25 protein-coding genes are annotated in these 23,587 nt (G+C 39.5%); 4 read left to right on the top strand and 21 right to left on the bottom strand.

Annotated features, from left to right (window positions below; translation table 11 throughout):
• Window positions 1-3: 3 nt before the first annotated feature.
• The 3 genes from OW255_RS02205 to OW255_RS02195 all read right to left on the bottom strand — a co-directional run bounded on the left by OW255_RS02205 (window position 4) and on the right by OW255_RS02195 (window position 2,147).
• Window positions 4-750, bottom strand: coding sequence for an alpha/beta fold hydrolase (locus OW255_RS02205; protein ID WP_268115480.1), 747 nt, complete (start codon window positions 748-750; stop codon window positions 4-6).
• A gap of 167 nt (window positions 751-917) precedes the next feature.
• Window positions 918-1,460 carry a cysteine hydrolase family protein gene (locus OW255_RS02200; RefSeq protein ID WP_268115479.1) on the bottom strand — a complete coding sequence of 181 codons (543 nt, stop codon included), beginning with the start codon at window positions 1,458-1,460 and terminating at the stop codon, window positions 918-920.
• A 162-nt stretch (window positions 1,461-1,622) separates the two neighbouring features.
• On the bottom strand, window positions 1,623-2,147 hold the full coding sequence (locus OW255_RS02195) for a GNAT family N-acetyltransferase (protein WP_268115478.1): 525 nt from the start codon (window positions 2,145-2,147) through the stop codon (window positions 1,623-1,625).
• A gap of 613 nt (window positions 2,148-2,760) precedes the next feature.
• On the opposite strand from OW255_RS02195, the gene OW255_RS02190 reads away from it, so the two are divergent.
• On the top strand, window positions 2,761-2,958 hold the full coding sequence (locus OW255_RS02190; protein WP_268115477.1) for a hypothetical protein: 198 nt from the start codon (window positions 2,761-2,763) through the stop codon (window positions 2,956-2,958).
• A 108-nt stretch (window positions 2,959-3,066) separates the two neighbouring features.
• Here OW255_RS02190 and OW255_RS02185 read toward each other — a convergent pair whose 3' ends face one another.
• From OW255_RS02185 to OW255_RS02175, 3 genes are read right to left on the bottom strand one after another with little or no spacing between them, the layout of a single operon-like run.
• A complete protein-coding gene (locus OW255_RS02185) occupies window positions 3,067-4,464 on the bottom strand; it encodes a sensor histidine kinase (RefSeq protein ID WP_268115476.1) in 1,398 nt (465 codons plus the stop codon).
• Window positions 4,461-5,159: a response regulator transcription factor gene (locus OW255_RS02180; protein WP_268115475.1), complete on the bottom strand. Its 699-nt coding sequence runs from the start codon at window positions 5,157-5,159 to the stop codon at window positions 4,461-4,463. The genes OW255_RS02185 and OW255_RS02180 overlap by 4 nt, the downstream gene beginning before the upstream one ends.
• A gap of 38 nt (window positions 5,160-5,197) precedes the next feature.
• Window positions 5,198-5,539, bottom strand: coding sequence for a winged helix-turn-helix transcriptional regulator (locus OW255_RS02175; protein WP_024837538.1), 342 nt, complete (start codon window positions 5,537-5,539; stop codon window positions 5,198-5,200).
• A gap of 137 nt (window positions 5,540-5,676) precedes the next feature.
• Here OW255_RS02175 and OW255_RS02170 point away from each other — a divergent pair, with 137 nt between their 5' ends.
• Complete coding sequence (locus tag OW255_RS02170; protein WP_268115474.1) at window positions 5,677-6,444, top strand: EFR1 family ferrodoxin; 768 nt, start codon at window positions 5,677-5,679, stop codon at window positions 6,442-6,444.
• 104 nt (window positions 6,445-6,548) lie between these two features.
• On the opposite strand, the gene OW255_RS02165 is transcribed toward OW255_RS02170, so the two are convergent.
• From OW255_RS02165 to OW255_RS02115, 11 genes are all read right to left on the bottom strand, one after another.
• Window positions 6,549-7,100: a DUF4256 domain-containing protein gene (locus OW255_RS02165; RefSeq protein ID WP_268115473.1), complete on the bottom strand. Its 552-nt coding sequence runs from the start codon at window positions 7,098-7,100 to the stop codon at window positions 6,549-6,551.
• Between the two features lie 371 nt (window positions 7,101-7,471).
• Window positions 7,472-8,110, bottom strand: coding sequence for an NAD(P)-dependent oxidoreductase (locus OW255_RS02160; RefSeq protein ID WP_268115472.1), 639 nt, complete (start codon window positions 8,108-8,110; stop codon window positions 7,472-7,474).
• A 12-nt stretch (window positions 8,111-8,122) separates the two neighbouring features.
• Window positions 8,123-8,731: a DsbA family oxidoreductase gene (locus OW255_RS02155; protein WP_268115471.1), complete on the bottom strand. Its 609-nt coding sequence runs from the start codon at window positions 8,729-8,731 to the stop codon at window positions 8,123-8,125.
• 102 nt (window positions 8,732-8,833) lie between these two features.
• Window positions 8,834-9,265, bottom strand: coding sequence for an Rrf2 family transcriptional regulator (locus tag OW255_RS02150; protein WP_268115470.1), 432 nt, complete (start codon window positions 9,263-9,265; stop codon window positions 8,834-8,836).
• A 79-nt stretch (window positions 9,266-9,344) separates the two neighbouring features.
• Complete coding sequence (locus OW255_RS02145; RefSeq protein WP_268115469.1) at window positions 9,345-10,109, bottom strand: sugar phosphate isomerase/epimerase family protein; 765 nt, start codon at window positions 10,107-10,109, stop codon at window positions 9,345-9,347.
• Between the two features lie 35 nt (window positions 10,110-10,144).
• Window positions 10,145-11,536 (bottom strand): aldehyde dehydrogenase, encoded by a 1,392-nt coding sequence (locus OW255_RS02140; RefSeq protein ID WP_268115468.1) that lies wholly within the window; start codon window positions 11,534-11,536, stop codon window positions 10,145-10,147.
• A 250-nt stretch (window positions 11,537-11,786) separates the two neighbouring features.
• A complete protein-coding gene (locus OW255_RS02135; protein ID WP_268115467.1) occupies window positions 11,787-12,275 on the bottom strand; it encodes a PTS sugar transporter subunit IIA in 489 nt (162 codons plus the stop codon).
• A gap of 32 nt (window positions 12,276-12,307) precedes the next feature.
• Entirely contained in the window at window positions 12,308-13,750 is a 1,443-nt protein-coding gene (ascB, locus tag OW255_RS02130) for a 6-phospho-beta-glucosidase (RefSeq protein ID WP_268115466.1), read from the bottom strand.
• 20 nt (window positions 13,751-13,770) lie between these two features.
• Window positions 13,771-15,153: a PTS transporter subunit EIIC gene (locus OW255_RS02125; RefSeq protein ID WP_268115465.1), complete on the bottom strand. Its 1,383-nt coding sequence runs from the start codon at window positions 15,151-15,153 to the stop codon at window positions 13,771-13,773.
• 111 nt (window positions 15,154-15,264) lie between these two features.
• Window positions 15,265-16,098, bottom strand: coding sequence for a PRD domain-containing protein (locus OW255_RS02120; RefSeq protein ID WP_024837548.1), 834 nt, complete (start codon window positions 16,096-16,098; stop codon window positions 15,265-15,267).
• Window positions 16,099-16,480: 382 nt separating this feature from the next.
• Window positions 16,481-17,434 (bottom strand): nucleoside hydrolase, encoded by a 954-nt coding sequence (locus tag OW255_RS02115; RefSeq protein ID WP_024837549.1) that lies wholly within the window; start codon window positions 17,432-17,434, stop codon window positions 16,481-16,483.
• A 122-nt stretch (window positions 17,435-17,556) separates the two neighbouring features.
• Here OW255_RS02115 and OW255_RS02110 point away from each other — a divergent pair, with 122 nt between their 5' ends.
• A complete protein-coding gene (locus OW255_RS02110) occupies window positions 17,557-18,189 on the top strand; it encodes a Crp/Fnr family transcriptional regulator (protein ID WP_024837550.1) in 633 nt (210 codons plus the stop codon).
• Window positions 18,190-18,212: 23 nt separating this feature from the next.
• Here the strand turns inward: OW255_RS02110 and OW255_RS02105 are convergent, their stop codons facing one another.
• From OW255_RS02105 to OW255_RS02095, 3 genes are all read right to left on the bottom strand, one after another.
• The gene (locus OW255_RS02105; RefSeq protein ID WP_268115464.1) at window positions 18,213-18,719 is read right to left on the bottom strand and encodes a GNAT family N-acetyltransferase; all 507 of its coding nucleotides are present in this window, start codon (window positions 18,717-18,719) and stop codon (window positions 18,213-18,215) included.
• Window positions 18,720-18,962: 243 nt separating this feature from the next.
• Complete coding sequence (locus OW255_RS02100; protein WP_155857769.1) at window positions 18,963-19,124, bottom strand: hypothetical protein; 162 nt, start codon at window positions 19,122-19,124, stop codon at window positions 18,963-18,965.
• 161 nt (window positions 19,125-19,285) lie between these two features.
• Window positions 19,286-20,218: a GNAT family N-acetyltransferase gene (locus tag OW255_RS02095; protein ID WP_024837552.1), complete on the bottom strand. Its 933-nt coding sequence runs from the start codon at window positions 20,216-20,218 to the stop codon at window positions 19,286-19,288.
• 466 nt (window positions 20,219-20,684) lie between these two features.
• On the opposite strand from OW255_RS02095, the gene tet reads away from it, so the two are divergent.
• Window positions 20,685-22,625 (top strand): tetracycline resistance ribosomal protection protein, encoded by a 1,941-nt coding sequence (gene tet / locus OW255_RS02090; RefSeq protein ID WP_268115463.1) that lies wholly within the window; start codon window positions 20,685-20,687, stop codon window positions 22,623-22,625.
• Window positions 22,626-22,744: 119 nt separating this feature from the next.
• Here the strand turns inward: tet and OW255_RS02085 are convergent, their stop codons facing one another.
• Window positions 22,745-23,542 (bottom strand): CPBP family intramembrane glutamic endopeptidase, encoded by a 798-nt coding sequence (locus OW255_RS02085; RefSeq protein ID WP_268115462.1) that lies wholly within the window; start codon window positions 23,540-23,542, stop codon window positions 22,745-22,747.
• Between the last annotated feature and the right edge of the window lie 45 nt (window positions 23,543-23,587).

Genomic DNA, 23,587 nt, shown 5'->3' with positions numbered 1-23,587 from the left:
CAGTCATTGAGAAAACAATTGCCTCAGCTGCTCGACGTATTGTTTCGGCTGCGTAAGGCTTAATTCACCATGTTTCATGCTTGGTGCAATGTATCGATGACTGTTTGGTATTGCCCGGTGTAGCATTAGCGCTGATTTTTGCATGACGGTAATTTCTTTTTCTCCAACGATAACAAGAACTTTTGCTGATGTTTTCTTGATTTCTTCTTTCATTTTGTATGTCCCATTGCTTAGTATTGTATTTACTAAGGTCTGTTTTGATATTACTATACTTTCGGTATAATATCGTTCAAACAGCGCATTGGGAACACATAGCTGCTTTGCCTGTAGTTTTGAAAACCAACGCTTTGTAATCAGCTTATAGCTAAGCTTGCATATGGGAACTGCTAATAATCTGGTTCCCCTTATGGGACAGACCAAGGCGCTTTCTATGACGGCAAAATCTGAGATATTTGCATTTTGGGATAGAACTTCAGTAACAATTTGTGCACCAATGGATAATCCGCCGATTGCAAATACATGTCCGTTGCATTGTTCTTTCACATAGTTTATCACTTGGTCTGCGGAATTTTCTATACTTAAAAATGTCTTATTGGCATTTTCGCCGTATCCGTCAAGAATAGGAGTAACAACATGAAATTCAGGCGTTAATAAAGATATAACACTTTCCCAGGACCAATAGGACAGACCACCGCCATGAAGTAAAATAATTGTGGGTGCATTGATAGTTCCGAACTCTTTAAATACCATGTTAAACAGCTCCATTTTTAAAATTGTTATGCCATTGGCTCATTTCATCCTCACTGTCAGAATCATAATTACCCTCTGTTATTATATAGCATTATAATCCTATTCATTTACTGCTTTGATTAATAAAAAACTACTAACTTATTTAGGCAGCTAGTAGTCTATGTTTGCTATGATTCGATTGTGTTATGATTCTTTATTTTCTTAATTACTTCATCTAAGGAAATGCATTCTGCATATCTCTCATTCCACATGAATTCATTATGATACTTATAACTATTTTCCCCACTTAAATATTCATTATCAATGGTGGAATTAGCGTAAGCCGGCACTATCATATGGAATCCATGCTCAAAACCACATTTGACCGTGGCATCAATACATTTATCGGTTTGAAGCCCTACCACAATAATTTCTTTCTCATTTTTATCTTTTAAATATTCTAAGAGACCGGTTCCTCTAAAGGAGCTATTAACTTCTTTCGTAAATATTTTTTCCTGTTCCAGGGGTTTGAAATCTTCATAAACCTCAAATCCTTCCTCGCCCTTGGTCAGACTGCTTCCTTTTCCATTATCGTGTACCACGTAAACGACTTCCATATTGTTTTTTCTTGCAGCACTTATTAAATTTTCAATATTTTTCGTAAAGGCATTAAAATTATATAATTGATCATTAACAAGTAATTTTTGTGTATCAACAACCAGTAAAACCATATCGTTTACCTCCGTATGTCTCATGCCATTTGAACTCTGTCTTTTTTCCCTGAAAGCTACTTTATTTAAAGGATATAGATAATTGTACTAGCTGTCAATATTATTTTTTGTATTAGCATCTTACGGGTATATGCTTATGTAAACCAGACTCACTTAATCCTCTTACTTTAGTTTTGAATAGATAAAAGTATCTTTCCATATTGGCTTACCATCGCCATCCTTCCAAAAATACACATTTTTCTTCAAATACCCTTCCCGGGTAAAGTCCATACTCTCCAATAATCTCCACGATGCTTGGTTGTCAGGATCGCATTCCGCGTAAATTCTATGTACCCCTTTTTGAAATACCAGTTCCATAAGCTTTTGACAGCTTTCCTTTGCATATCCCTTGTTCCAATAATCCTCATTAAAAACATACCCTATTTCCAATGATTCAAAATCACGTTTCCCTAAATATACATTACCAATCATCTTACCAGCAGACTTTAACTCTACAGCTATCATTTCATCTGATGAGACTCTCCACTTTAAATTATCTTCGGTCTCTTTTAAAGTCTTGGTCTTATATGGTTCATATTCTACAACCTTAGGATTTGACAAATATTCATATAAATCCTGTAAATCGTCTTCCTCATACCTTCTCAAGATTAACCTGTCTGTCTCTGCTAATATTGATATTCTTTTCATATTAGTTACGCCCCCATTTTCATGATTATATTAACCAATTCCATTTCATGATATAATGGTTATTGATTAATCACTATATTGATAAGATTCATTTCTGTTCCAGATACATTGTACCACCTCAATTACCAGCCATCATTTATTCTTTAATGACATTCCCTTAAGTGTCAGCTATAATAATACTAACCTTTTTAGCTTAGAGAGGAGGATTTGCAGTGATAGAAATATATAACTTAATAAGTATTATTTCAGGGTTCTCTGCATTGCTGTTCCCATTAATAATCCTACTTTTATGGAAAAAAATCAACTATCCGATTTATACCGTTATTACAGTGTCTAGTTTTGTATCCTGTACCACTTCGATTTGCGCACAGCTTTTTAGCACTAGCTGTTTAGTAAAATTAAAAGATTGGCCCGCTCTGATAGATACATCTCAAGAGATAGCGATAATCTCTTTGTGGTTGATCTGTGTTACATCTGTTATTAATATCACAGTATCACTAATCTATTTCAAGAAAAATAAAAATACTGGCAAATAACAATTTAATTAATAACAGAAGTTATGCAGCTGCATAAAGCTTTCATTAAACGCAACGCACAGGAGAATTATAATTATATGAAAAAAATAAGTGATAAGTTTATTAGTTTTTGGATTTATTTTTCTATCATCGTGTCATTGTTGCTTGCAGAAAAACATGCCACTCACGATACCTGGTGGAACGTCATTAAATCCGAAGCCTGGGACATCGTTTTAGTAATTGCTATAGGCATGATAGTTGAGGTAATTATGATATATTATAAAGAAAATGAGTGATAAAGTTATTAGACTACGGTAATATTGTTCCTCCTAACTGGCAAATTCCAATCGGTCTGACCGTAACGATTAAGATATACCATAATTCTAACGTCTTTCATTATCCCACTATGCCAAAGGCAGCACAATGGAAACACTGGTCCCCACACCAATCTCACTCTCAATCATAAGCTGCCCATTAAATTTTTCCACAATCTCCTTACAAAGAGAAAGTCCAAGCCCGGAACCATTCGCAAAGTTAGAATTTCCTGCCCGGTAAAAACGTTCCTGTACCAGTGCAATTTCATGTTGATGAATTCCGATTCCCTGGTCGCTGATTTTTATGACTGCTTTATTATCTGAAATAAATGTCTCTGCTATCACCTGTCCACCGGCATTCGAATATTTTATTGCATTATCCACAACATTTGCGATTGCATGTGTAATAAGTGTTTTATTACCATTCACATAAATTTCCCTGTCTAACTTCCATTTTATCAGTACGTCTTTTTTCACCGCTTTTGATTTCATATCTTCTATTACCTGTAACGTTAATTGGGATACATCTTCCTTTTCTATTTGAAGCTCCGGAGCAGCCTTGTCAAACTTGGAGAGAATGAGCAGTTCCTGGATTAGCTTTGTCAAGCGGTCTGATTCATTTAATAGATGAGAATAAACCTTTTTTAATTCTTCATCTTCCTGTTCTCCTTCATATAAATATTGGGAGAATCCGCGGATTGCAGCAAGAGGGGTCTTTAACTCATGGGATACATTGGAAACAAATTGCTTCTGGTACTGAATATAGTCATTTAATTTCATTCCCATCTGATTCAGTCCTTCTGCCAGATTTCCAAGCTCGTCCTTTCGGTTTAACGATACCTGGTCAAATTGCTGCCTGGAGAACTTCTCGGTTGCCCCAAGAAGGTACTTGATGGGCTTTGTGGTCCTTCGGGCAATGAATACGCTTGAACCTGTCATAAGAATAATAAAACCGACGGCTCCGAAGATTAAGATGGAGCGGATTTTCTCCATAATTTCGTAAAAATATGAGATATCCTCAACGATTTCAAATACATAAGCATTCTCATAGTATTTATTTTGAATAGGGATTGCAAAATATATTAATCCCTGATCCGTGACCGTGTAAGAGTAATTCCCTTTTAGGGCCTTACTGATATTTTCCTCAAAAATCTTAGGAGAACCGTTATAGACTGGCGTTCCATTTTCAGCCAGCCCAAGAAGCTTCTGGTTGCTATCATAGATTCTTACCTCTCTTCCAGAAGCCTTTAAAACCTGTAAGACATCTTTTGCTACCTGGGAAGAATCAGGCTCGTTTGCAGTTTTATCATACCTTGTAAGTACTTCTCGAAACGAGAGCTCACACATATCTGCCTTTTCCATAAGCTGCTTTTCTATGGTGACAAAGCTATAATGGTCAATGGCTTTATTTACCCAATAAATAATAATGGAGAAGGATAGAATAGAGAAAAACAAAATACTCAGGAGAAGCCTGGTTGCATATTTCAATCGGCTTCACCTCCAAACTGATAACCGAATCCGTAGACGGTCTTCACATATCTTGGGTTCTCCGTATCATCTTCCAGCTTCTTTCTAAGGCGCATAATTGTCATATCCACACTACGGCTGTCACCGGAAAAATCATATCCCCATACGATTTCTAACAGCTCGTCTCTGGTGAATATCTTCTTCGGTCTTTTGGATAGGGTTTCAAGTATTTTATATTCTTTCGCAGTGAGAGCAATCTGACTTTCCCCTTTTAATACTCGTTTCGTATCAAAATCAATCTCCAGATTTTTATGTCGAACTGGACTCATAGAGTTATTTAAGTTCTGGTCGCTTGTGTCATACCTTCTTAGTACCACCTTGATTCTAGCGATAAGTTCCCTGTTATCAAAGGGTTTTGTCATATAATCTTCCGCCCCAAGCTCAAGACCAAGCACCTTGTCAATGATTTCATTCTTTGCCGATAACATGATGACTGGAATGGTAGAGGTCTTTACAATTTCCCGGCATAAATCGTAGCCGGAATAGTCCGGCAGCATTAAATCAAGAATCACCAGGTCTGGCTGAAAGGTGCCAAGCTCCTTCAGTCCCAAGGTGCCATTTTCTGCTGTTTTCACCTGGTAGTTTTCTCTTTTTAAAATAAGTTCTATCAAATCTCTGATTGCAGCCTCATCGTCAATTACAAGTATTTTTTTCATTATCACAGCTTCCTTTGAGCACGAATGGTATATTAAGTCTATGAACTAACTCTTTTTTCAAATTCCACTTGCATTTCTCCCCATTCTTCCAGGACTTTCAGCACCGGAATAATTTTATTCCCCTGGTCTGTTAATCCATATTCCACGTGCGGTGGATTTTCAGAGTACTGTTTTCTCCAGATCATTCCATGGCTCTCTAAATCCTGCAAAGAGCGGGTTAACATAATATTAGTAATACCGCAAAGCTGCCTCTTTAGCTCATAATACCGAAAATTCCCTTGAGATAAATACCACAGAATGGGGAGTCTCCATTTCTTGCAAATATAATTAAAAGCATTAACCAGCTCACATGAGCCATCGTACCAATCACTGGTATCCATTTTAACCACCTCAATATAATATTTTGCGGGCACAAAAATGTGCGTACTTGTAACATGCAGCTTTAATATATAATATTATGTCAGGGCCTCTCAATTATAGTAACACTAAAACATGGATATTTAAAGGAGAGAGAAGTATGATATTTTATTTTTCTGGTACTGGGAACAGCTTATGGGTGGCAAAGAAGCTGGCTGAACTTCAAGACGATCAAATATTGTTTATTCCCAAGCTTATGGAAGAAAAGCGTGGGCCGTTCTCATATACCTTAAAGCAGGATGAAATGCTTGGCTTTGTATTTCCAGTCTATGCCTGGGCACCTCCTAAAATAGTATCGGAGTTTATAAATAATCTTGTAATCACCAATCGTAATGACTACTATACATATTCCGTCTGTACGTGCGGAGACCATGCAGGCCTGACCATGAACGTATTGTCAGCAAACCTGCTAAAAAGAAATATCAAGCTAAACAGTGGCTTTTCTGTCTTTATGCCCAATAATTATGTTATTGATTATGATTTAGATAGAAAAGAGTTGAAAGATAAAAAGCTGGAGCAGGCAAAACAGAGAGTCGAAGATATCAGCAGTCTTATCACCAACAAAACAAAGGATACATTCGACTGCTATAGCGGCAGCCTTCCCTGGTTTAGAACTTATATCTTTAATCCTTATTTTAATCGCTTTTGTTTAGGAACCAAAAAATTTCATGTTAAAAGTAATTGTATCTCCTGCGGTTTATGCGAAAGAATTTGTCCAACCAAAAACATTCTGCTAAAAAATAAATATCCTACATGGGGAAAAGACTGCACAAAATGCATGGCATGCTTACACCGCTGCCCGGTTGGGGCCATTCAATATGGAAATAAAACGGAAAAGAGAGGTCAGTATTATAACCCAAATGTTTAAGTGTGATAAAGGCATCATTTGATAAAAGAAAAAGCAGGCATTCTTAGGTGCCTGCTTTTCAATCGCATCTTATTTTGACCATCTTTTTTTCAGAAACTCTTTCATTAAACCCTTAAAATACCTCGAAAGCCTCTGACACCATAATATGAATCTGCCCCATTATGATATAAAAACACGGTATCATAGCGGCGGTCACAAAAAACAGCACCTCCCAGTTTCCTTATGGAATCCGGGGTTTTCACCCAGCTGCTGGTTTTTAAATCAAAGCTTCCAAGTGTTTGAAGTTCCCGATATTGAGCCTCCGTTAAAAGCTCTATGCCCATGGAATTTGCCATATCAACGGCGCTGGTCTCCGGTTTATGTTCTTTCCTTGATTCTAAGGCCTCCCTGTCGTAGCATACACTTCGGCGGCCTTTCGGACTTTCTGACGAGCAGTCTATAAATGTGTATTCTCCAGTAGCATCATCATAACCTACAACATCCGGTTCACCACCGGTTCTTTCCATCTCATATAGTGACCAGAGTTTATCTGATTTTGCTTCCAGCTTTTCCTGTACCAGCTCCCATGCGATCCCTTTATGATAAGCTATATTTTTTTCAAATCTGGCTTTTAATGTTTTTAGCAGCTCCTTACACTGCTCTGGTGATAGCTCCATAATAATTCCTCCATAGAATGACGAAAGAAATTTGCAAAAGAAATTCTTCCACATTTATTTATCATTCACATCTAGTTGTTCACATTTTCCATAATTTATGCCAAAGCTTATATCATGCCTAAATAAATAGCTTCAGCAATATACCATTTAGTTTGTACTATTATCCATGATTTTATCATATTGCCTCCTTATTCTCACTCTTAAATTAACCCAAAAGTAAGCTTACCAGATTCCCTATCTGCTCATAGGGATGTAAAAGCAGCCTCCCGATTCAGTTCACATATCGTAAACCTCAAAGAAGACTGCTTTTATTATTTTTCAGAAATTACTATGAGAAGCTTCTAAAAACATCACCGCATATCTGCTGCCGATCAGTCTGCTGATCCAACTGTAAAACGTTCTCTCCTATGCTTTGGCTGTTCTATTTCATCTACTACCGCAATGGCATAATCTGCATAGCTTATATAGCTGTCTCCCTTGGAATTGGCCAGAAGATTATCTTTTCCAGCTACATATTTTCCAGTTCTCGGGCCCTGAAAATCAAAGAATGCAGATGGGCTGATATAAGTCCAATCCAGTCCCTTGGTATTTTGTAAATCCAATAAATTGCTTAACATATTCTTCGCCGTTGGAACGTATGCTTCCGGGAAATCAGGAGTCTCAATAAGACGAAGGGTCTTATCCTCATCTACAAACAGACTTCCTGCTCCGCCCACTACGATTAATCTGGTATCTCCTGCATTCTCAAATATGCTGATAAGCTTTTTCCCAGCTGTGATATGAAGGTTCTCTTCTCCGGGCGCTGCATTAAATGCATTCACAACAACATCAAAGCCCTCTAAATCACTTTTCTCCAAATCAAAAACATCTTTCTCCAGAACATGTATCGTAGTATCTTTCACCTTTGAAGCATTTCTTACAATTGCGGTCACGTCATGGCCTCGGCCCAACGCTTCTTTTGTAATAAGGTTTCCTGCTTTACCTGTAGCACCAATGATTCCTATTTTCATAATAATTACCTCCTAAAATTTTATTTTCTTTAATTCACTCTCTATTACCTGTTCAAAAACCTCTTTGCTGGCAGCACCTTCTATCCGCTCTTCCCCAATCAAAAATGTAGGAATGCTTGTGATCTGGGCCTCTTCATAAGCATGTTTCAATGCCTGCTTATGGGCCTTTTGGTACTTTCCTGATAGCAATGCTTCCTTAAACTCTGCCTCATCAAGTCCTGTCTCTGCTGCAAGCTTTGCCAAAACATCTATCTCACCAATATTTTTATCTTCCTGGTAAAAGGCATTAAATACCCGTTGATTGTAATCTGCTCCCTTTCCCATGTCCCTGGCATATAGAAATCCCTGATGTGCAAGGTCTGTGTAAGGATGAGGGGAAACATTGGGAAGCTTCATGTCAATGTTCCAGGCCTTTGCTCTGGGGGTTATGGCATTGTCCCATAATTGTAATTTATCTGGTTCATTTGCCGGGTCCAGCTGCTCAGAGGGTCTTGGGCGCAGTTCGTAAGGCAGCCACTCCACATCCACTTCTTTTCCTTTTATTGCTTTTTCAAATTGGTCTTTCCCTAAATAGCAAAAGGGGCAGACGTAATCTGAGTACACCTTTACTTTCAGCTTCATATCCATTCATCTCCTATCTATTATAAATGAAGCAATTAACATATCTGTTGTTTCGTTGTAACTTACGCAGTTACAACTATGAGTTAAAAAAAATTGAACTTTTTAAGATTCAATTTTCTTACTTAAATGATTCACAAGCTCTTCCATGGTCACTTCTTTTAGAACCCGCTCCATGGCTTCCTGGGCACTGATTAGTATCAGTTCTAAAACTCCCTGGATATTTGCTCCTACCGGGCAATCGGGGTTGGGGTTCTCCTGAAACTGAAACAGCTCCCCTTCCTCTACGACCTCCACAGCTTTGTAAACATCAAGGAGGGTGATCTCATTTAAATTCCTGATCAAAGAGGCTCCTCCCGTTCCAGAGGTAACACTGACCATGCCTGCCTTTTTCAGCATTCCCATAATCCTTCGGATTACCACCGGATTGGTATTCACGCTTCCGGCAATCCATTCAGAAGTGCATAACACATTCTTTTGAATGGAAATGAGAGACAATATATGAACCGCTACTGTGAACCGGCTACTGATTTTCATTTGCACCACCTCATGTAACCATTATAGTTACAACTACTTTTTTTGTCAAGTACCAGATTAAATTTTTATTTTTAAAATTTTATTCTCTGAACGCCTCCAGCCGTTTTCCGCTTTCATAAGCCCTATGTAAATATTCTCTGGCGGTTAAATGTTCGTAATCCCAACCCATGGACTCAATGGCTGTGGGGCCTTGATACCCGGTCTTTTCTATATTTTTCATGGCAACTGCCCAGTCAATGGAGCCATCAAAGGGTATCCCATGCATGCCATGGCTTCCATTATCGTCATGTAAATGAAGAGCCATTAACCGCGGCCCATACATGGACAACAAGTCCACATCCGGATAGTAATGGTAGTGATGGCCGCAGTCATAGCAAAATCCGATGCGGGGAGAATCCACCTGTTTTAGAATATAGGATAGATTCGAAAGGTTCCGTAAATTCTCAAGGGCCACATTGACCTCCAGCCTTTCTGCCTTCTCAGCCATTCTCCTAATCCGGCCCAGTCCCAGCTGATTATAAGGTTTATTCTCATCGGGCAGATGCACCACCATGGTGGGAATCTTAAATTCTGCACAATCTGAAATGCATTTTAAATAACAGTCCGTCAACGCTTCCCCGTCCAGATTATCAAGCCAGATGTGATCCTGATTTTGGACCGGGGTGTGGATGTTCTCTATAAAGAGACCGGCTTCCCGGGCCATCTCTGGTGCGTCAAGGTAATAATTCCTGCCAAAGTCTTCACTCCACCATAAAAGAACGCCGTCAAAACCAGCCTCCTTGATGAGCCGATACCGTTCTTTAATTGGTAATTCATAGCCAAACCAGTCATAAATCGTAAGCATAAGCTTGACCTCCCGCATTCGTAATTATTTTCCTGTTATTTTAATATCCTTTTAATCAGATTCAGCCTATTCCTATACGGCGGAAAGGTAAGACCAGTTTCCAGAAGAGTGCTTTTCTTCATGATACTTTTCTTATGGGTAAATAAATCAAAGCTGTATTTTCCATGATAAGCTCCCATTCCCGAATTTCCTACTCCTCCAAAAGGAAGATGATGATTCGCCACATGGGAAATGGTATCATTGACACAACCTCCGCCAAAGGAAACCTGGGCAAATACCTTCCGTTCCACCCGTTTATTTCTGGTAAAGAGATAAAGGGCTAATGGCTTTTGGTGTTCAAGTATCATTCTGATTGCCTTATCCAGAGATTTGTAGGTCATAATGGGAAGAATCGGCCCGAATAGCTCGTCCTTCATCACAGCGTTGTCCCAGGAAACCGCCTCTGTCAGGGTCGGTTCAATAAACAGCTTTTCCCTCTTATAATGTCCCCCATGAAGAATATGGACCCTGTCCTTATTAAGAATGGAGACAAGACGGTCAAACTGCTTTTCATTTACGATTCTGCCAAAATCTTTGGATCTTAAAGGGGAGCTGCCAAAGAAATTCAAAAGGACGGCTTTCATCTTCTGAACCAGCTCATCCCTTACCCCTTCCTCTACCAAAACGTAATCCGGCGCAATGCAGGTCTGTCCCGCGTTTAAGAATTTCCCCCAGATAATTCGTTTCGCAGCCAGGTCTAAGTTGGCCGTGGAATCCACAATGACAGGACTTTTTCCTCCAAGCTCCAGGGTTACTGGAACCAGATTTTTAGCTGCCGCTTCCATGACAATTTTCCCCACGCCTGGGCTGCCGGTAAAAAAGATATAATCCATAGGCGCATGAATGAGTAGTGAGGTCTCCTCTACGCCTCCCTGGACCACACGAATGTATGACTTGTGAAATGTTTCACCAAGAAGCTTTTCTATGACGGAAGACAGGTGAGGGGTATGCTCCGATGGCTTTAAGATAACACAGTTTCCCCCTGCTATGGCGCCGATTAACGGTTCGATCAGGAGCTGAAACGGATAGTTAAATGGTCCAATAATCAGTACGGTTCCATATGGCTCATTTAAAATATAGCTTTTGGAAGGCTGAAGGTGGAGGGGCGTTTTTACGGCTTCTGGCCTGGCCCATTTACGAAGGTTCTTCATCATATAGCCGATGCTGTGGTAAATAAATCCGATTTCCGTTACATAGGCTTCAAACTCCCCTTTTCCCAAATCCTGATACAATGCCTCTTTAATGGCATCCTCATATCGGTGAAGGGCCGCTCTCAGCTTTATCAGCTGCTTGATTCGGAAGGAAATGCTATGGGTATGGCCCTTATGATAGAACTCTTTTTGCATGCGCAAGAGCTCATTTAAGCTTTTTGAATCAAATGTTTCCATATTCGTTCTCCTTTTTCACAGTAATCGCTTTATAAGCCAGTATCAGTCAAAAACTGAAAAATATGTATTTGATTGTGGTATAACACTCATGCTGTCATGACTCTTTATTGCTTTTATCCTATCTGTTAACCTGTCCCATGTCAATAGCGAACTTTCTCCCTGATTCGACGTACCATCGCATTATGAGATTGCCTAAAGAAAGGCCAGGGAAACATTCCTTTGCTTCCCTGGCCTTAAAAAATATATTCTCTTATGAAATCTGAATTAGCTTGTCTGCCTTGGTCATATGACCTTCCCCTAATATTTCAATGGAGCTGTAATCATTGGAATTTAAAATCACCACCACTGCAGTTGTAGGGTATCCTGCTTTCTGAATCTCATCTATGGAAAATGTCATGATCTGCTGACCACCGGTTACCGTATCGCCAACCTTTACCTGCTGCTCAAATCCATTCCCTTCCATATTGACCGTGTCCAGTCCTACATGGATCATGAGCTGTACGCCAGCATGATTCTCGATGCAGATGGCATGCTTGGTGTCTGCGATCTGAACTACCTTTCCATCAAAGGGTGCATATACAACGCCTTCCAACGGTTTAATGCCAACCCCTTGCCCCAGAATCCCTTCCGAAAATATGCCGTCTGCGATATCTTTAAGAGAGATCACTTCCCCGTGAACAGGAGTGTAAACGGTTGTGGTATTGGAAAATTTCTTTGTTAGTTTATCAAATAATCCCATCGTATCTCCTTTGTCTTTTTTATAAGGTAATATTATAGCGTTTCCCCATTTGATGCAATCACTTCTTTGTACCAGTAAAAAGAATCCTTACGAATCCGGTCTAAGGTTCCATTTCCATCGTTGTCTTTATCCACGTATACAAATCCATACCGCTTCTTCATCTCACCAGTGGAGACACTCACCAGATCGATACAGCCCCATGGAGTAAAAGCGATGAGATCCACACCGTCCCCAATGGCCTCCTCCATCTGTTTGATATGCTCACGAAGATAATCAATCCGGTAGTGATCGTGGATGCTGCCATCCTCTTCCACTTGATCCATGGCTCCCAGTCCATTCTCGACCACCATCATAGGAATCTGATATCTGCCATACAGCTCATTTAAGAGATATCTTAAACCTTTGGGATCAATCTGCCAGCCCCAGTCACTTGATTTTAAATAAGGATTATTTACGCCCATGACCACATTTCCGGCAGCCTTCAGGGCTTCACTGTCAACGGTAGAGCAGGTACTCATATAATAGCTGAAGCTGTAGAAGTCGACGGTTCCTTCCTTTAGGATATTGGCATCTCCCTCTTCCATGGCAATAGAAATGCCCATCTCTTTAAACATTCTGTTTGTAAAATGGGGGTATTCTCCCCTCACCTGTACATCTCCGCAAAAATAGTTCATTCTCATATCCTGCTGAGCCTTTAAGATATCATCGGGATTACAGGTGTAAGGATAAATGGCACCGCCTGCCACCATACAGCCAATCTGAAATTCAGGATTTATCTCATGACCTAATTTCACTGCCTTTGCACTGGCAATAAATTGATGGTGAAGAGCCTGAAAGCGATTTGCCAGCTGCTCCCTTGTGCTTGGAAGTCCCAGAACCTGAGCCGGACCATCTTCACACTTAATGCCAGCAGATAAAATATCACCAACTCCCATAATAAGACAGTTGATTTCATTAAAGGTCAGCCAGTACTTGACCAGATCCTTGTACTCTTCAAATAACACTTTACAATAGTGAAGGAAGAAATCAATGCATTTCCGGTTCGTCCAGCCACTATATGCATCCATCAAATGATAAGGAAGCTCATAATGGGATATGGTGACCAATGGCTCAATCCCATACTTTTTACATTCTTCAAATACAGAGCGGTAAAAATCAAGTCCCTTTTGATTTGGTGTTTCTTCATCTCCCCTTGGGAAAATGCGGGTCCAGTTAATGGAGAGGCGGAACACTCCAAAGCCCATTTCTGCCATAAGTGCAATGTCTTCTTTGTATCTGTGGAAAAAGTCCACCGCTTCATGGGACGGGTAATAGGTGTCCTCTTTGATAGTATTGGTAAAGTAACGGGGTGTTGTGGCTGTTCCGCCTGTCATATGATCACAGACACTATCGCCCTTCCCATCTTCCCTCCAGCCGCCTTCAAACTGATTGGCAGCCGTAGCTCCTCCCCATAAAAATCCTTTTGGAAAACTCATTGAATATTACCTCCATTCATTTAGTAAATACTTTCGCCTTTGTACAGAAACAGTGTTACTATAAATGTTACCACAACGCCGATTAAAAGGCTGATGCCCATATAGACAACATTTAAGGCATTGGGTCCTATGAACCCTGGAACGCCAAAGATTCCTGCACTTCCGGATAACGCATAGGCATATACCTTCATAAGTCCTGCAAAAGCAGCTCCGCAGAAGTTTCCAATGATAACGGCATACAGTGGCTTCTTTAGTCTTAAGTTCACACCAAACATGGCCGGCTCTGTCACTCCGCCGATGATGGCTGTGATGGTACTGGAGGCTGCCGTTGATTTAGTCCTTTTGTCTTTACATCTTATTGCTACGGCTGCGGCTGCTGCCCCCTGATTGATATTAGCGATAACAGCTGCTGCACAGACAATCGGCTCGTATCCAAAGGACGCAAAGGACTGCATCATATATGGGAATAAGGCTCCGTGCATACCTGTAATTACTAACAGCGGATATACAGCCGCCAGCAATGCCACACCAAAGAAACCAGTGGTATTATATAAGAACATAATTCCCTTTGCTAAATAAACTCCTAAAAAGGAACCTGCTGGTCCAATGAGACATAAGGTCAATGGAAGCATAACTATAATGGTACCCAGCGGCACTACAATCGTCTTTACGGAGTCACTTGAAATCTTTCTAAAAAACTTTTCCACATAGGACATAACAAATACTGCCATGATGACCGGGAAAATAGTGCTTGCATAGGAGGCAGCGTAAACCGGAAGACCAAAGATGGACATTCCTACCCCTTCTGCTACATTGGAAACCATTTTGGGGTGAATTAAAATTGCTCCAAGCAGCATACCAAGCCCCATATTGGCCTTAAACTTATTGGCTGCGGTAGCACCTAAAAAGACTGGAAGGAAATAAAATCCTGCATCTGATGCAAAGGATAGAACCGCGTGTGTCGGCATATCCGGGGTCAAAAATCCAAGAAGTTCGCCCAGTATGATAACCACCTTTAACATACCTGCGCCAATGAGGGCTGGTATCAACGGCATTAAGCTTCCTGAAATGCCGTCTAAAACTGCACTTATACTAAACTTTTTCTTATTGTCATCTAAATTTTCCTCTACTGTTTTTTCAGAAGCCAGACCTGCCTTTTTACAGATCAGCTTATACGCATCACCAACAGATTGTCCGATGATAATCTGTAATTGTTCGTTGGACCATTGAGCTCCTATGACTCCGTCTATTTTCTTAATTTCGTCTATATGGGCAATGCTGGTGTCCTTTAAATTAAATCTTAAACGTGTCATGCAATGACCAAAGTAACTGATATTATCTTTACCGCCGATGAGCTCCAGTACTTTTTCTGAAAGCTCTTCATATCTTTCTTTTTTTGCCATGGCTTTTCTCCCTCTCTTGTTTAAAATGTTCTTATTGAAATAAAAAAACCGAAGAGACGCAATGATTTTATTGCGTCAGCTCCGGTCATGCCTCCCTAAGAGTAACAATCCTTAATTCGCTGTATTATTTTTCAAGATTCGGCTGATGTGTATCATCAGGTACAAAATCTCATCCTGTGTAATTTGTTCCTGGAGCTTATCTCCTATGATGGAACTTATCTTTAAAGAGCATTTATAGATTTCCGGGCTTTCTTCTTTCATGATTTCAAAAAGTTTGCCGTTATCATCCTCAAATTGCTTCTTCTCCTCAATCCGCTTCAGGCTATATCTAAGGTGCATCACAAACCGATTGTAATTGAACCCTTTCCGATCAATGGATACTCCGAACCATTTCTCGATTTCATTGGTGATCCCATCAATTAACAACTCCACATCCCATTTTGAGGAATCGTTTATGTTCTCTTCTTCTGCATTGACAAAATGCATTGCAATGTTGGTAATCTCACTCTCCGGTAATTTAACCAGAAGCTTTTTTTGAATCAGGTTCACTGCATACCTTCCAAGCTCTGTTTCAGCCGGATAAAGCTGTTCCACATCGTAGGAAAACAACATCTTCATCTTCTTAAATTTCTTTAAACGAATCAATGCAAAATTAATATGATCAGCCAGTCCCGGCAACAGGTTGGGATTCAGCCTGCAGTCCAAGGTATTCTGGGCCCTTTTTACAATCAGGGCTGACACCTCGAAGACTTCCTCCGGAATTTCTTCTAAGAGCTTATAGTAGCTCTTATCCATCCGATAGAATGTCATAGAAATGGAACCAAGGTCTGTTATCTGGTAGGGCATAGAGGGAAATCCAATCCCTTTTCCAAAGGCAATCAATTCTTTATTATTATCATCTACACATATTGCCACATTGTTGTTGATCTTCTTAATCGCCTTCATGATTATTCCTTTCATCCGTATTTTTAGATAACAAAAAACTCCTTGAATGCACACCAAATAAATCAGGTGATGCCTCAAAGAGTAACAAACCTTACGTCTATGATTAGTATAGCGGATAACCAATATTATGTCAACGTGTGAACTTTCATCAAAATGCAGATGGTTTTTTATACAATATGCACAATGAATTACTGATATCTAAATCTTTGAATGAATATAAATTGCAACCAGCAAAAAGGAGCGACCTGACCTATCACCTTATCATACTTATCTGACAGATTCTTATAAAACACCATTCTGTCTTGGTGAAATGCCGTATAGTTACAGTCGCTCCTGACTGCCAGCCTCTTATAAAATATTGAGATTGATTTTGATTTATAGTTTATTGAAGCAGACTTTGAAACATCTTTGTTTTAAATGCTTGATTATCAATTGCTTTACACACCGTTGAATTTGGCTTCTGAACCGTAAACCCATCTGAGACTGCCAGTACGGCCCCGTCATCTATAATCACTTGTCCATAGGTGATTGGGTCCATGATACATGTCTTAGAAAAGCACTCTGCTGAATTCGTAACGATCTCAGGCCAGAGAACTACCCCCATGGCCACTGCATCCGGCAGATCCACGATATGCTCACCGCTGCGTTTTAGATTGTACTCCAGCAAAGACTGATTGCATTTAACTGCAAAAACGGCTTCTTCCTTCCCACTCTCCATCAGCAGTTCCATATCATTTTTATTCAGTGCAGCGTCTCCAAGACAAATGTCAAAGCCTATAATGGTGATTGGGATTTCCGATCTTAGCATGATGTCATAAGCTTCTGCGTCAACGTAAACATTAAATTCGGCAACCGGTGTTGTATTACCTCTTCCAAAGCCAGCGGTCCCCATGGAATAGATATGCTTTACCTTTTTCATGATGGAGGGCTCCTTCATAATCGCTAAAGCAATATTGGTAACAGGGCCGATAGCAACGATTTCAATTTCACTTGGATAACGTTCCACCATATTTAAAATGGCATCCACTGCATGCATGTTTTCTGGCATTAACAAAGGGTGGATTAGGTCTAAATCTCCCATTCCATCATTCCCGTGGACATTCACAGCGGTTACTAATTCCCTCATCAGCGGCTTAGAAGCACCTGCATATAATGGTGGCTTCTGCCCATTGGTAACCTGGATCGTCATTAAAGCATTCTTTGTCGCTAATTCAAGGGGCACATTCCCACAAACAGTTGTAATTGCCTCAATCTGAATATCCTTTGATTTTAAGGCCATGATTAAAGCAACTGCATCATCACTGCCACAATCCGTATCAATTATAATTCTTCTCATATGACCTCCCATGTAATCTTATTCGTTTTTTCAGGACTGATTCCTGTTGATTAAATTCTACGACAGATGGTAATATATAAATAGGTCAAATGACCAAAACTGAAAATAAATTGGAGGTCAATATGGATCTGTCTCATTTTATCAATACCGCACCGGAATTTTTGAAAACTTCCTTTGTCTATAAAGAGCACAGCAAAGGAAGTTATATCTTATATCCGGGAGAAGAAAATAATTACCTGTACATCCTCATAAAGGGAACCGCTGATGTACTGATTCAAAATCCCTCGGGGGCTGGTTTTGTGCTATACACATATGAGGCATATCAATGTTTTGGGGAATTGGAGCTCTTTCATAATGATACAAAAACACTTGAGGTTGTGGCCCATACAGACTGCAGCACGATTCTAATTCAAAAAGAACAGGTCTTTGAATGGATGAAGGCTGACTTTGAATTCACTAAATTTCTTATCAGGCAGCTTACAGAAAAGCTTATACGAAGCTCTCAAAAGCTTACTTCAATTTCACTGTTAAGCGTAGGCGACCGGCTTCTTTACTGCATTTATACTCATCACAAATCAGGTGATTTAGCGACGCTTACGAAACAAGACGTTTGTACTGAGACACTCATCCCAATCAGGAGCTTAAATCGTTCCATTGCCGAATGCAAGCGCAATCATTACTTTGAATTTCGCCAAAAGCGGTTTCATATTCTCTCTGAAGAAAAGTTAGAAATGTATTGCTCCTCGTTGATTTAATGACTAAGGGGTAATACTTCTTCTTACTTCATTACTTTTTCAAAGCGGAAGAAATAATCTCCACCCACCATATCTTCAGGGATTGTTACATCTTTGTGATGGGGATTGAAAAATTCTACCGCAGAGAATCCACAGCGATTGATATAAAAGTGAATGTTCCTCTTTTCAAAATAAGGGGTAAACGTTTCCCACACCTTTGTGTCGGGATGATGTTTCTCTATGGCCTTCCAAATCTCCTGCCCAACGCCCCTGCTCTGCACACCATGCTTTACATAGAGAAAATCAAGGTGATTATGCTGGGTGGATTCATTGATTACAACAATTGCACCGCCTACTATATCTTCATCCGCTACCGCTTTGTACGCCACGGACCCTTTGTTTGAAAGAGATTTATCTATGTCCTCTTCTGGCAGTATTTCAACATCTAATTCACCGAACTCATGAGCTGCCCCCTTTTGAAATGCCTCTTGCATATCTTTTTTATAGGCGGCAATGTCATTATCACAGATTGGTATTAATCTTATATTCATTTGTTCATTCTCCTCTATAAGTTTTAATTTATCTATAACCTATCATACTTACTTATCACAGAAAAAACAATGTGATATCGGTATGGTATCCATGATTATATGGAAAGAGCAGATGGCACTTAAAATAAGTCCCCATCTGCTCTAGTAATTTGATGTTTCTTTTTGTATGTTTCTTTTTATCAATGCCATCCGCCTGAGTGATAACTTTCTATCCCCTAGGCGGCGCTATGAATATTGCTGTGCTTACTGTGATATTTTATGAGTTCTTGTAAATTCAACGCCTATGTTCTTATTCCGTTTTTCCACTTTACCAGAACCGATCTTTTTTTCAGCCTGTAAAAAGCCGCCTTTTGCTTTCTTTTCTTCAATTAACTTTTTCATTTTCTCTATATCGTTCATTGACATTTCGTTTTCTCCATTATAATAAATCCGTTTTCAAGTTACCAGTTGTAGTACAGTCTCTTTCTATATTGAAAAATTTAAAGACGTTATATTATAGTGTAAATGACTTTGTAATCTTTGGCAATAGAAATCACTGCCATTTAATTATCCCGTCCTTATATCTGCTATTGATTCAGTTCGTAATAATCCATTCGGTATGTCTCCTGGAATCCACAGGATTGATACAGGTTCAGCGCTTTGGAATTTCCGGTGGCGACCTGAAGCATAATTTCCGTTGCCTTTGCCTCTAGTAGTTTTTCTATGGATTTTAACAAGAGTGCCCGTCCATATCCTTTCCCGCGGTATTCCGGCAGTATCCCTAACCCGTAGATTCCTCCGGTGACTCCATTGATTGTTTCCAGCTTCACCTTGCCAATGACCTGTTGGTCTTTTTCCAGCAGATAAGTTATGTTGCCATGTTCTTCTTCATCTTCAAGCAGAGGAATCTTTTCGTCAGCATCTTCCTCATTCTCTTCTCCCGTAATGTCAGAAAAATAAATTGCGTCTTGTCTTGCAATCTCTCTGGCATCCTCATTGGTTGCTTTTCTAAAAGTGAGACCAAGAGTTTCCTTCTGGATTGTCTCATAGGTCTCCCGGTTTAGATACATCTCAAATTCAGAAGATTGATAGATGGCTCCTGCCTTCTCTAAAAATTTCTGACCGGAAACAGATCTATGATCACACAAAGCAAGAATACTTCCTGATTTTCTCTTCTTGCATTCTGAAACCACCAGCTCAAGCAGCTTAGTAAAAATCCTCTGCCTTCTGTAATCAGGGTGTACCATGCCGTTAATCTCCATGGCTGGACCTCCAAAGCTGCATAAGCCTATATATCCGATCAACTGCTCTCCATCAAAGTACATGAATTCGTTGATGTGGTGATGGCACACTTTGTCTGTACTGGTTTCTTCTACGCTAAGTTTATAGTCTAGCTCGAGCTTGAAAGAAACTTGATCTTCGTTGGCACATAGAGTTTCCAGTGCGTGAATTTGTTGGTAATCCTGACGGGTCAGATTATTTTTCAGCTTGATCCAAGGTTCTGTGATTGTTTTACTCAAATAAAATCCTCCTGATAAATTGTACATATGTTGTTAGGGCACTATAAACGGCCGTTGGCCGCAGTCCTAATAATTATACTACCTTACTTAGCCTTTGTCATTGTTAATTCTTGTATTTACGCCTTCCAGTTTGCAAGAAGTGAGCTTGACAAAAGAAGGATTGATGAGGTAACATGAAAGAAGCAATCAAAGGAGATAAACTACAATGCGGCAGGGTATTCTTAAATAACAATCAATTGAATGATGTCAGGTATGAAAGATGAGGCCTTATTACAGATGTAATAGGTTTGGTTTTTGTACCTTTATTTAAGAATACTTTCATATATTATTGATGCCACGCTGTAAATTAACCCTCTTACAGTTTTTTCATGTTGTGCTCATAATTGTTATGATAGCAAGCCCCTGTGATGAAAGTATTCTGATCACAGGGCTTTTTTTATTATAACAATTCTTTGAGGTGCAATTTATGAAAATTTTAAATATAGGTATTCTGGCGCATGTAGATGCAGGAAAAACAACATTAACAGAAAGTTTGCTCTTTACCAGCGGTACCATTGCTGAATCGGGACGTGTGGATAGCGGTTCTACTATTACTGATTCTATGGCACTGGAAAAACAAAGAGGAATCACAATACAAGCCTCCATAGCCTCCTATGAATGGAACAATGTTAAAATTAATCTTATTGATACTCCAGGGCACATGGATTTTTACTCCGAGGTAGAGCGTTCACTAAATATATTAGACGGTGCCATTTTGTTGATTTCAGCCAAAGACGGGATACAGGCTCAGACACGTATTTTATTTGATGCCATCAAAAAAAGAAAACTTCCCACTTTAATTTTCATCAATAAGATCGACCAGCCTGACATTGATCTTGATTCCCTTTATAAAGACATCAAGGAGAAATTAACCTCTCACATTTTAATCATGCAACGCATTGATAATGAAAATGCACTTATCACCAGCAGACCGGATCAACTAACCGATGAATTTAGAAATATAATTATTGAAGGGGATGAGGCTTTGCTTGAGAAATATGTACTGGATCAGCCCATTACAACCGAGGAACTATTTATGAGCAGAGCGAAACATATGAGTAACGCCAGCCTTTTGCCTATCTATCACGGCAGTGCCCTTAAACATATAGGTACAAAGGAACTGATGGATGGTATTATAATGGAATTCCAGTCTTATACATTACAACCAGACCCTAACTTTTCTGCGCTGGTATATAAGATCGAAAGAGATGACAATCGGAACAAACGCACCTATATGCGTATTTGGGGCGGAACACTAAGAACTCGTGATGTACTAAAGTTAAAAAATCATTCTGACAGCATTAAAATAAAGAAATTAGAGATGTCCAGCAATGGAAAAATCGTTGAAACCGATCGTGTTCCATGCGGTGATATTGCAATTCTTCCCAATGAAACCCGATGTAAAATTGGAGATTCCATAGGGGCGATACCTTATAAAAATATAATTTTAAATAATCAAAATCTGATCATGCAGTCCAACATTGCCCCTGTCTATCCTTCCGACAGAGCGCGTCTGCTGGAGGCCTTGTCGGAACTGGCAGAAACTGACCCTCTTTTGCAATACAAATTGGATTCCAGAAGCACTGATATCATTATGGAGTTTCTTGGAAAGGTGCAAATGGAAGTAACCCTTTCTTTATTGCAGAGCAGATACCACCTTCCTGTGAAAATAGAAAATGTAACAACTATTTATAAGGAACGGCCCATTAAAAAAACAGCATTCACTGCTCATATTGAGGTTCCGCCAAATCCTTATTGGGCATCCATCGGATTATCCATAGAGCCGCTTCCCATCGGAACCGGTCTATGTTATGAAAGTAAGGTTTCCTATGGATATTTAAATAAATCATTTCAAAATGCTGTGGAAGAGGGGATTCGATACGGCTGTGAGCAAGGGCTGTATGGATGGGAGGTAACCGATCTTAAGGTTTGCTTTGAATATGGTGTATATTACAGTCCTGTAAGCACACCTGCTGATTTTCGACATTTGGCTCCCATTGTACTGGAGCAGGCTTTCAGACAGTCAGGTACGGAGCTGCTAGAGCCCTGTTTATCCTTCGAACTTTACATTCCACAAGACTGCAATGCACGTGTTTATAATGACCTGAAGAAATATCATGCAGAAATTGAATCTATGAAAACACAGCATAATGAAATTATAGTGTCGGGAAAAATTCCAGCACGCACATCCCAATTATACAAAGAGCATCTTTCAGAGTTCACAAATGGCCGTGGAGTTTATTTAACCGAACTAGCAGGCTACCAGCAAAATACTGGTGAAACTTTTACACAAGCCAGAAAACCAGATGACAGGTTGGACAAGACCCGCCACTTATTTAACAAGACCTATGACGAGATAAGTAAATAATCACATAAATCAGCGATTATATTGATAAAAATAAAGGCAGGAATTTGGCCTGATAAGCCAGATTCTTGCCTTTTCCTTATTATTCTAGAATCGATTCAACTTGCTACTTTATTTCAAGTTTAAGCGATATTCTTTATTTTATAATTATCAAACTGTTTCCAGAAATAATTAATTGCGGTTGCAGCTATTGCCAGTCCAATTACCCCTTCCCCATTTACGATAAATATCTTACCATGAACAATCCCCTGTTTTCCAGTGTAGATATCACCCAAGATTGCGGTGTTCCATGTATTCCAGATAGAATGATAGAATATTACAGGTATTATGCTATCTGACAAGTAATAGCAAAATGAAAAAGCAAAATTTGAAACAAATACAACTGCCGCCTGAATCACACATATAAGTAGTGGATTTCCAAGCCCTGTTAACTTCGCTAATAAATAGACAACTGGTATATGATACAATGACCAGACTGCTCCTGTCAATAAAACTGCTTTCTTCTTTCCGTAAATACTGGTTAATTTGGGAAGCAAATAACCTCTCCAACCATATTCTTCACCAAGTGCAGAAAACAGTCCAATTAAGACGGTTACCAGGAGCCTGATAATCCAAACAACCGGTTCCTTGTCTAACACAACCGTACCTTGCCCAAGCATAACTGCTATCCCTGCACATATCATAACAAATACAATTGGATAGAGACACCCAAACAGCATTGCTTTTCTATTAAAACGCTTTTTTAATATTTTCTCTTTCATGCCCGTTTTCTTTTCTTCGATTTTATGAAAGATGATTGTCATAATCAAAGGAATAAACATGATGAGTCCAAAATTATTTATTGCTGTTTTTGGATTTAAAAATATCAGACCCGTTAAGCCCCAGGATACTGCAAGTATCGTAATTATGTATTTTTTCATTATTTAGCCTTTCTATCACTTTCATTTAATCAAAATAGATTGCAC

The organism is Lacrimispora xylanolytica (genome assembly GCF_026723765.1).
In the GTDB taxonomy this organism is placed as follows: domain Bacteria; phylum Bacillota; class Clostridia; order Lachnospirales; family Lachnospiraceae; genus Lacrimispora; species Lacrimispora xylanolytica.
The sequence above is the reverse complement of the archived record's forward strand: the minus strand, read 5'-3'. Positions and strand labels throughout refer to the sequence as shown.

Excerpts from the sequence above, each read along its gene's own strand:
- OW255_RS02120 (WP_024837548.1), bottom strand. The coding sequence starts at position 16,098 with ATGAAGGCGATTAAGAAGATCAACAACAATGTGGCAATATGTGTAGAT.
- OW255_RS02170 (WP_268115474.1), top strand. The coding sequence starts at position 5,677 with ATGATATTTTATTTTTCTGGTACTGGGAACAGCTTATGGGTGGCAAAG.
- OW255_RS02110 (WP_024837550.1), top strand. The coding sequence starts at position 17,557 with ATGGATCTGTCTCATTTTATCAATACCGCACCGGAATTTTTGAAAACT.
- OW255_RS02115 (WP_024837549.1), bottom strand. The coding sequence starts at position 17,434 with ATGAGAAGAATTATAATTGATACGGATTGTGGCAGTGATGATGCAGTT.
- OW255_RS02165 (WP_268115473.1), bottom strand. The coding sequence starts at position 7,100 with ATGGAGCTATCACCAGAGCAGTGTAAGGAGCTGCTAAAAACATTAAAA.
- OW255_RS02195 (WP_268115478.1), bottom strand. The coding sequence starts at position 2,147 with ATGAAAAGAATATCAATATTAGCAGAGACAGACAGGTTAATCTTGAGA.
- OW255_RS02100 (WP_155857769.1), bottom strand. The coding sequence starts at position 19,124 with ATGTCAATGAACGATATAGAGAAAATGAAAAAGTTAATTGAAGAAAAG.
- OW255_RS02200 (WP_268115479.1), bottom strand. The coding sequence starts at position 1,460 with ATGGTTTTACTGGTTGTTGATACACAAAAATTACTTGTTAATGATCAA.
- OW255_RS02125 (WP_268115465.1), bottom strand. The coding sequence starts at position 15,153 with ATGGCAAAAAAAGAAAGATATGAAGAGCTTTCAGAAAAAGTACTGGAG.
- OW255_RS02180 (WP_268115475.1), bottom strand. The coding sequence starts at position 5,159 with ATGAAAAAAATACTTGTAATTGACGATGAGGCTGCAATCAGAGATTTG.
- ascB (WP_268115466.1), bottom strand. The coding sequence starts at position 13,750 with ATGAGTTTTCCAAAAGGATTTTTATGGGGAGGAGCTACGGCTGCCAAT.
- OW255_RS02205 (WP_268115480.1), bottom strand. The coding sequence starts at position 750 with ATGGTATTTAAAGAGTTCGGAACTATCAATGCACCCACAATTATTTTA.
- OW255_RS02190 (WP_268115477.1), top strand. The coding sequence starts at position 2,761 with ATGAAAAAAATAAGTGATAAGTTTATTAGTTTTTGGATTTATTTTTCT.
- OW255_RS02085 (WP_268115462.1), bottom strand. The coding sequence starts at position 23,542 with ATGAAAAAATACATAATTACGATACTTGCAGTATCCTGGGGCTTAACG.
- OW255_RS02175 (WP_024837538.1), bottom strand. The coding sequence starts at position 5,539 with ATGGATACCAGTGATTGGTACGATGGCTCATGTGAGCTGGTTAATGCT.
- OW255_RS02160 (WP_268115472.1), bottom strand. The coding sequence starts at position 8,110 with ATGAAAATAGGAATCATTGGTGCTACAGGTAAAGCAGGAAACCTTATT.
- OW255_RS02105 (WP_268115464.1), bottom strand. The coding sequence starts at position 18,719 with ATGAATATAAGATTAATACCAATCTGTGATAATGACATTGCCGCCTAT.
- OW255_RS02150 (WP_268115470.1), bottom strand. The coding sequence starts at position 9,265 with ATGAAAATCAGTAGCCGGTTCACAGTAGCGGTTCATATATTGTCTCTC.
- OW255_RS02135 (WP_268115467.1), bottom strand. The coding sequence starts at position 12,275 with ATGGGATTATTTGATAAACTAACAAAGAAATTTTCCAATACCACAACC.
- OW255_RS02155 (WP_268115471.1), bottom strand. The coding sequence starts at position 8,731 with ATGAAGCTGAAAGTAAAGGTGTACTCAGATTACGTCTGCCCCTTTTGC.
- tet (WP_268115463.1), top strand. The coding sequence starts at position 20,685 with ATGAAAATTTTAAATATAGGTATTCTGGCGCATGTAGATGCAGGAAAA.
- OW255_RS02145 (WP_268115469.1), bottom strand. The coding sequence starts at position 10,109 with ATGCTTACGATTTATGACTGGTTTGGCTATGAATTACCAATTAAAGAA.
- OW255_RS02140 (WP_268115468.1), bottom strand. The coding sequence starts at position 11,536 with ATGGAAACATTTGATTCAAAAAGCTTAAATGAGCTCTTGCGCATGCAA.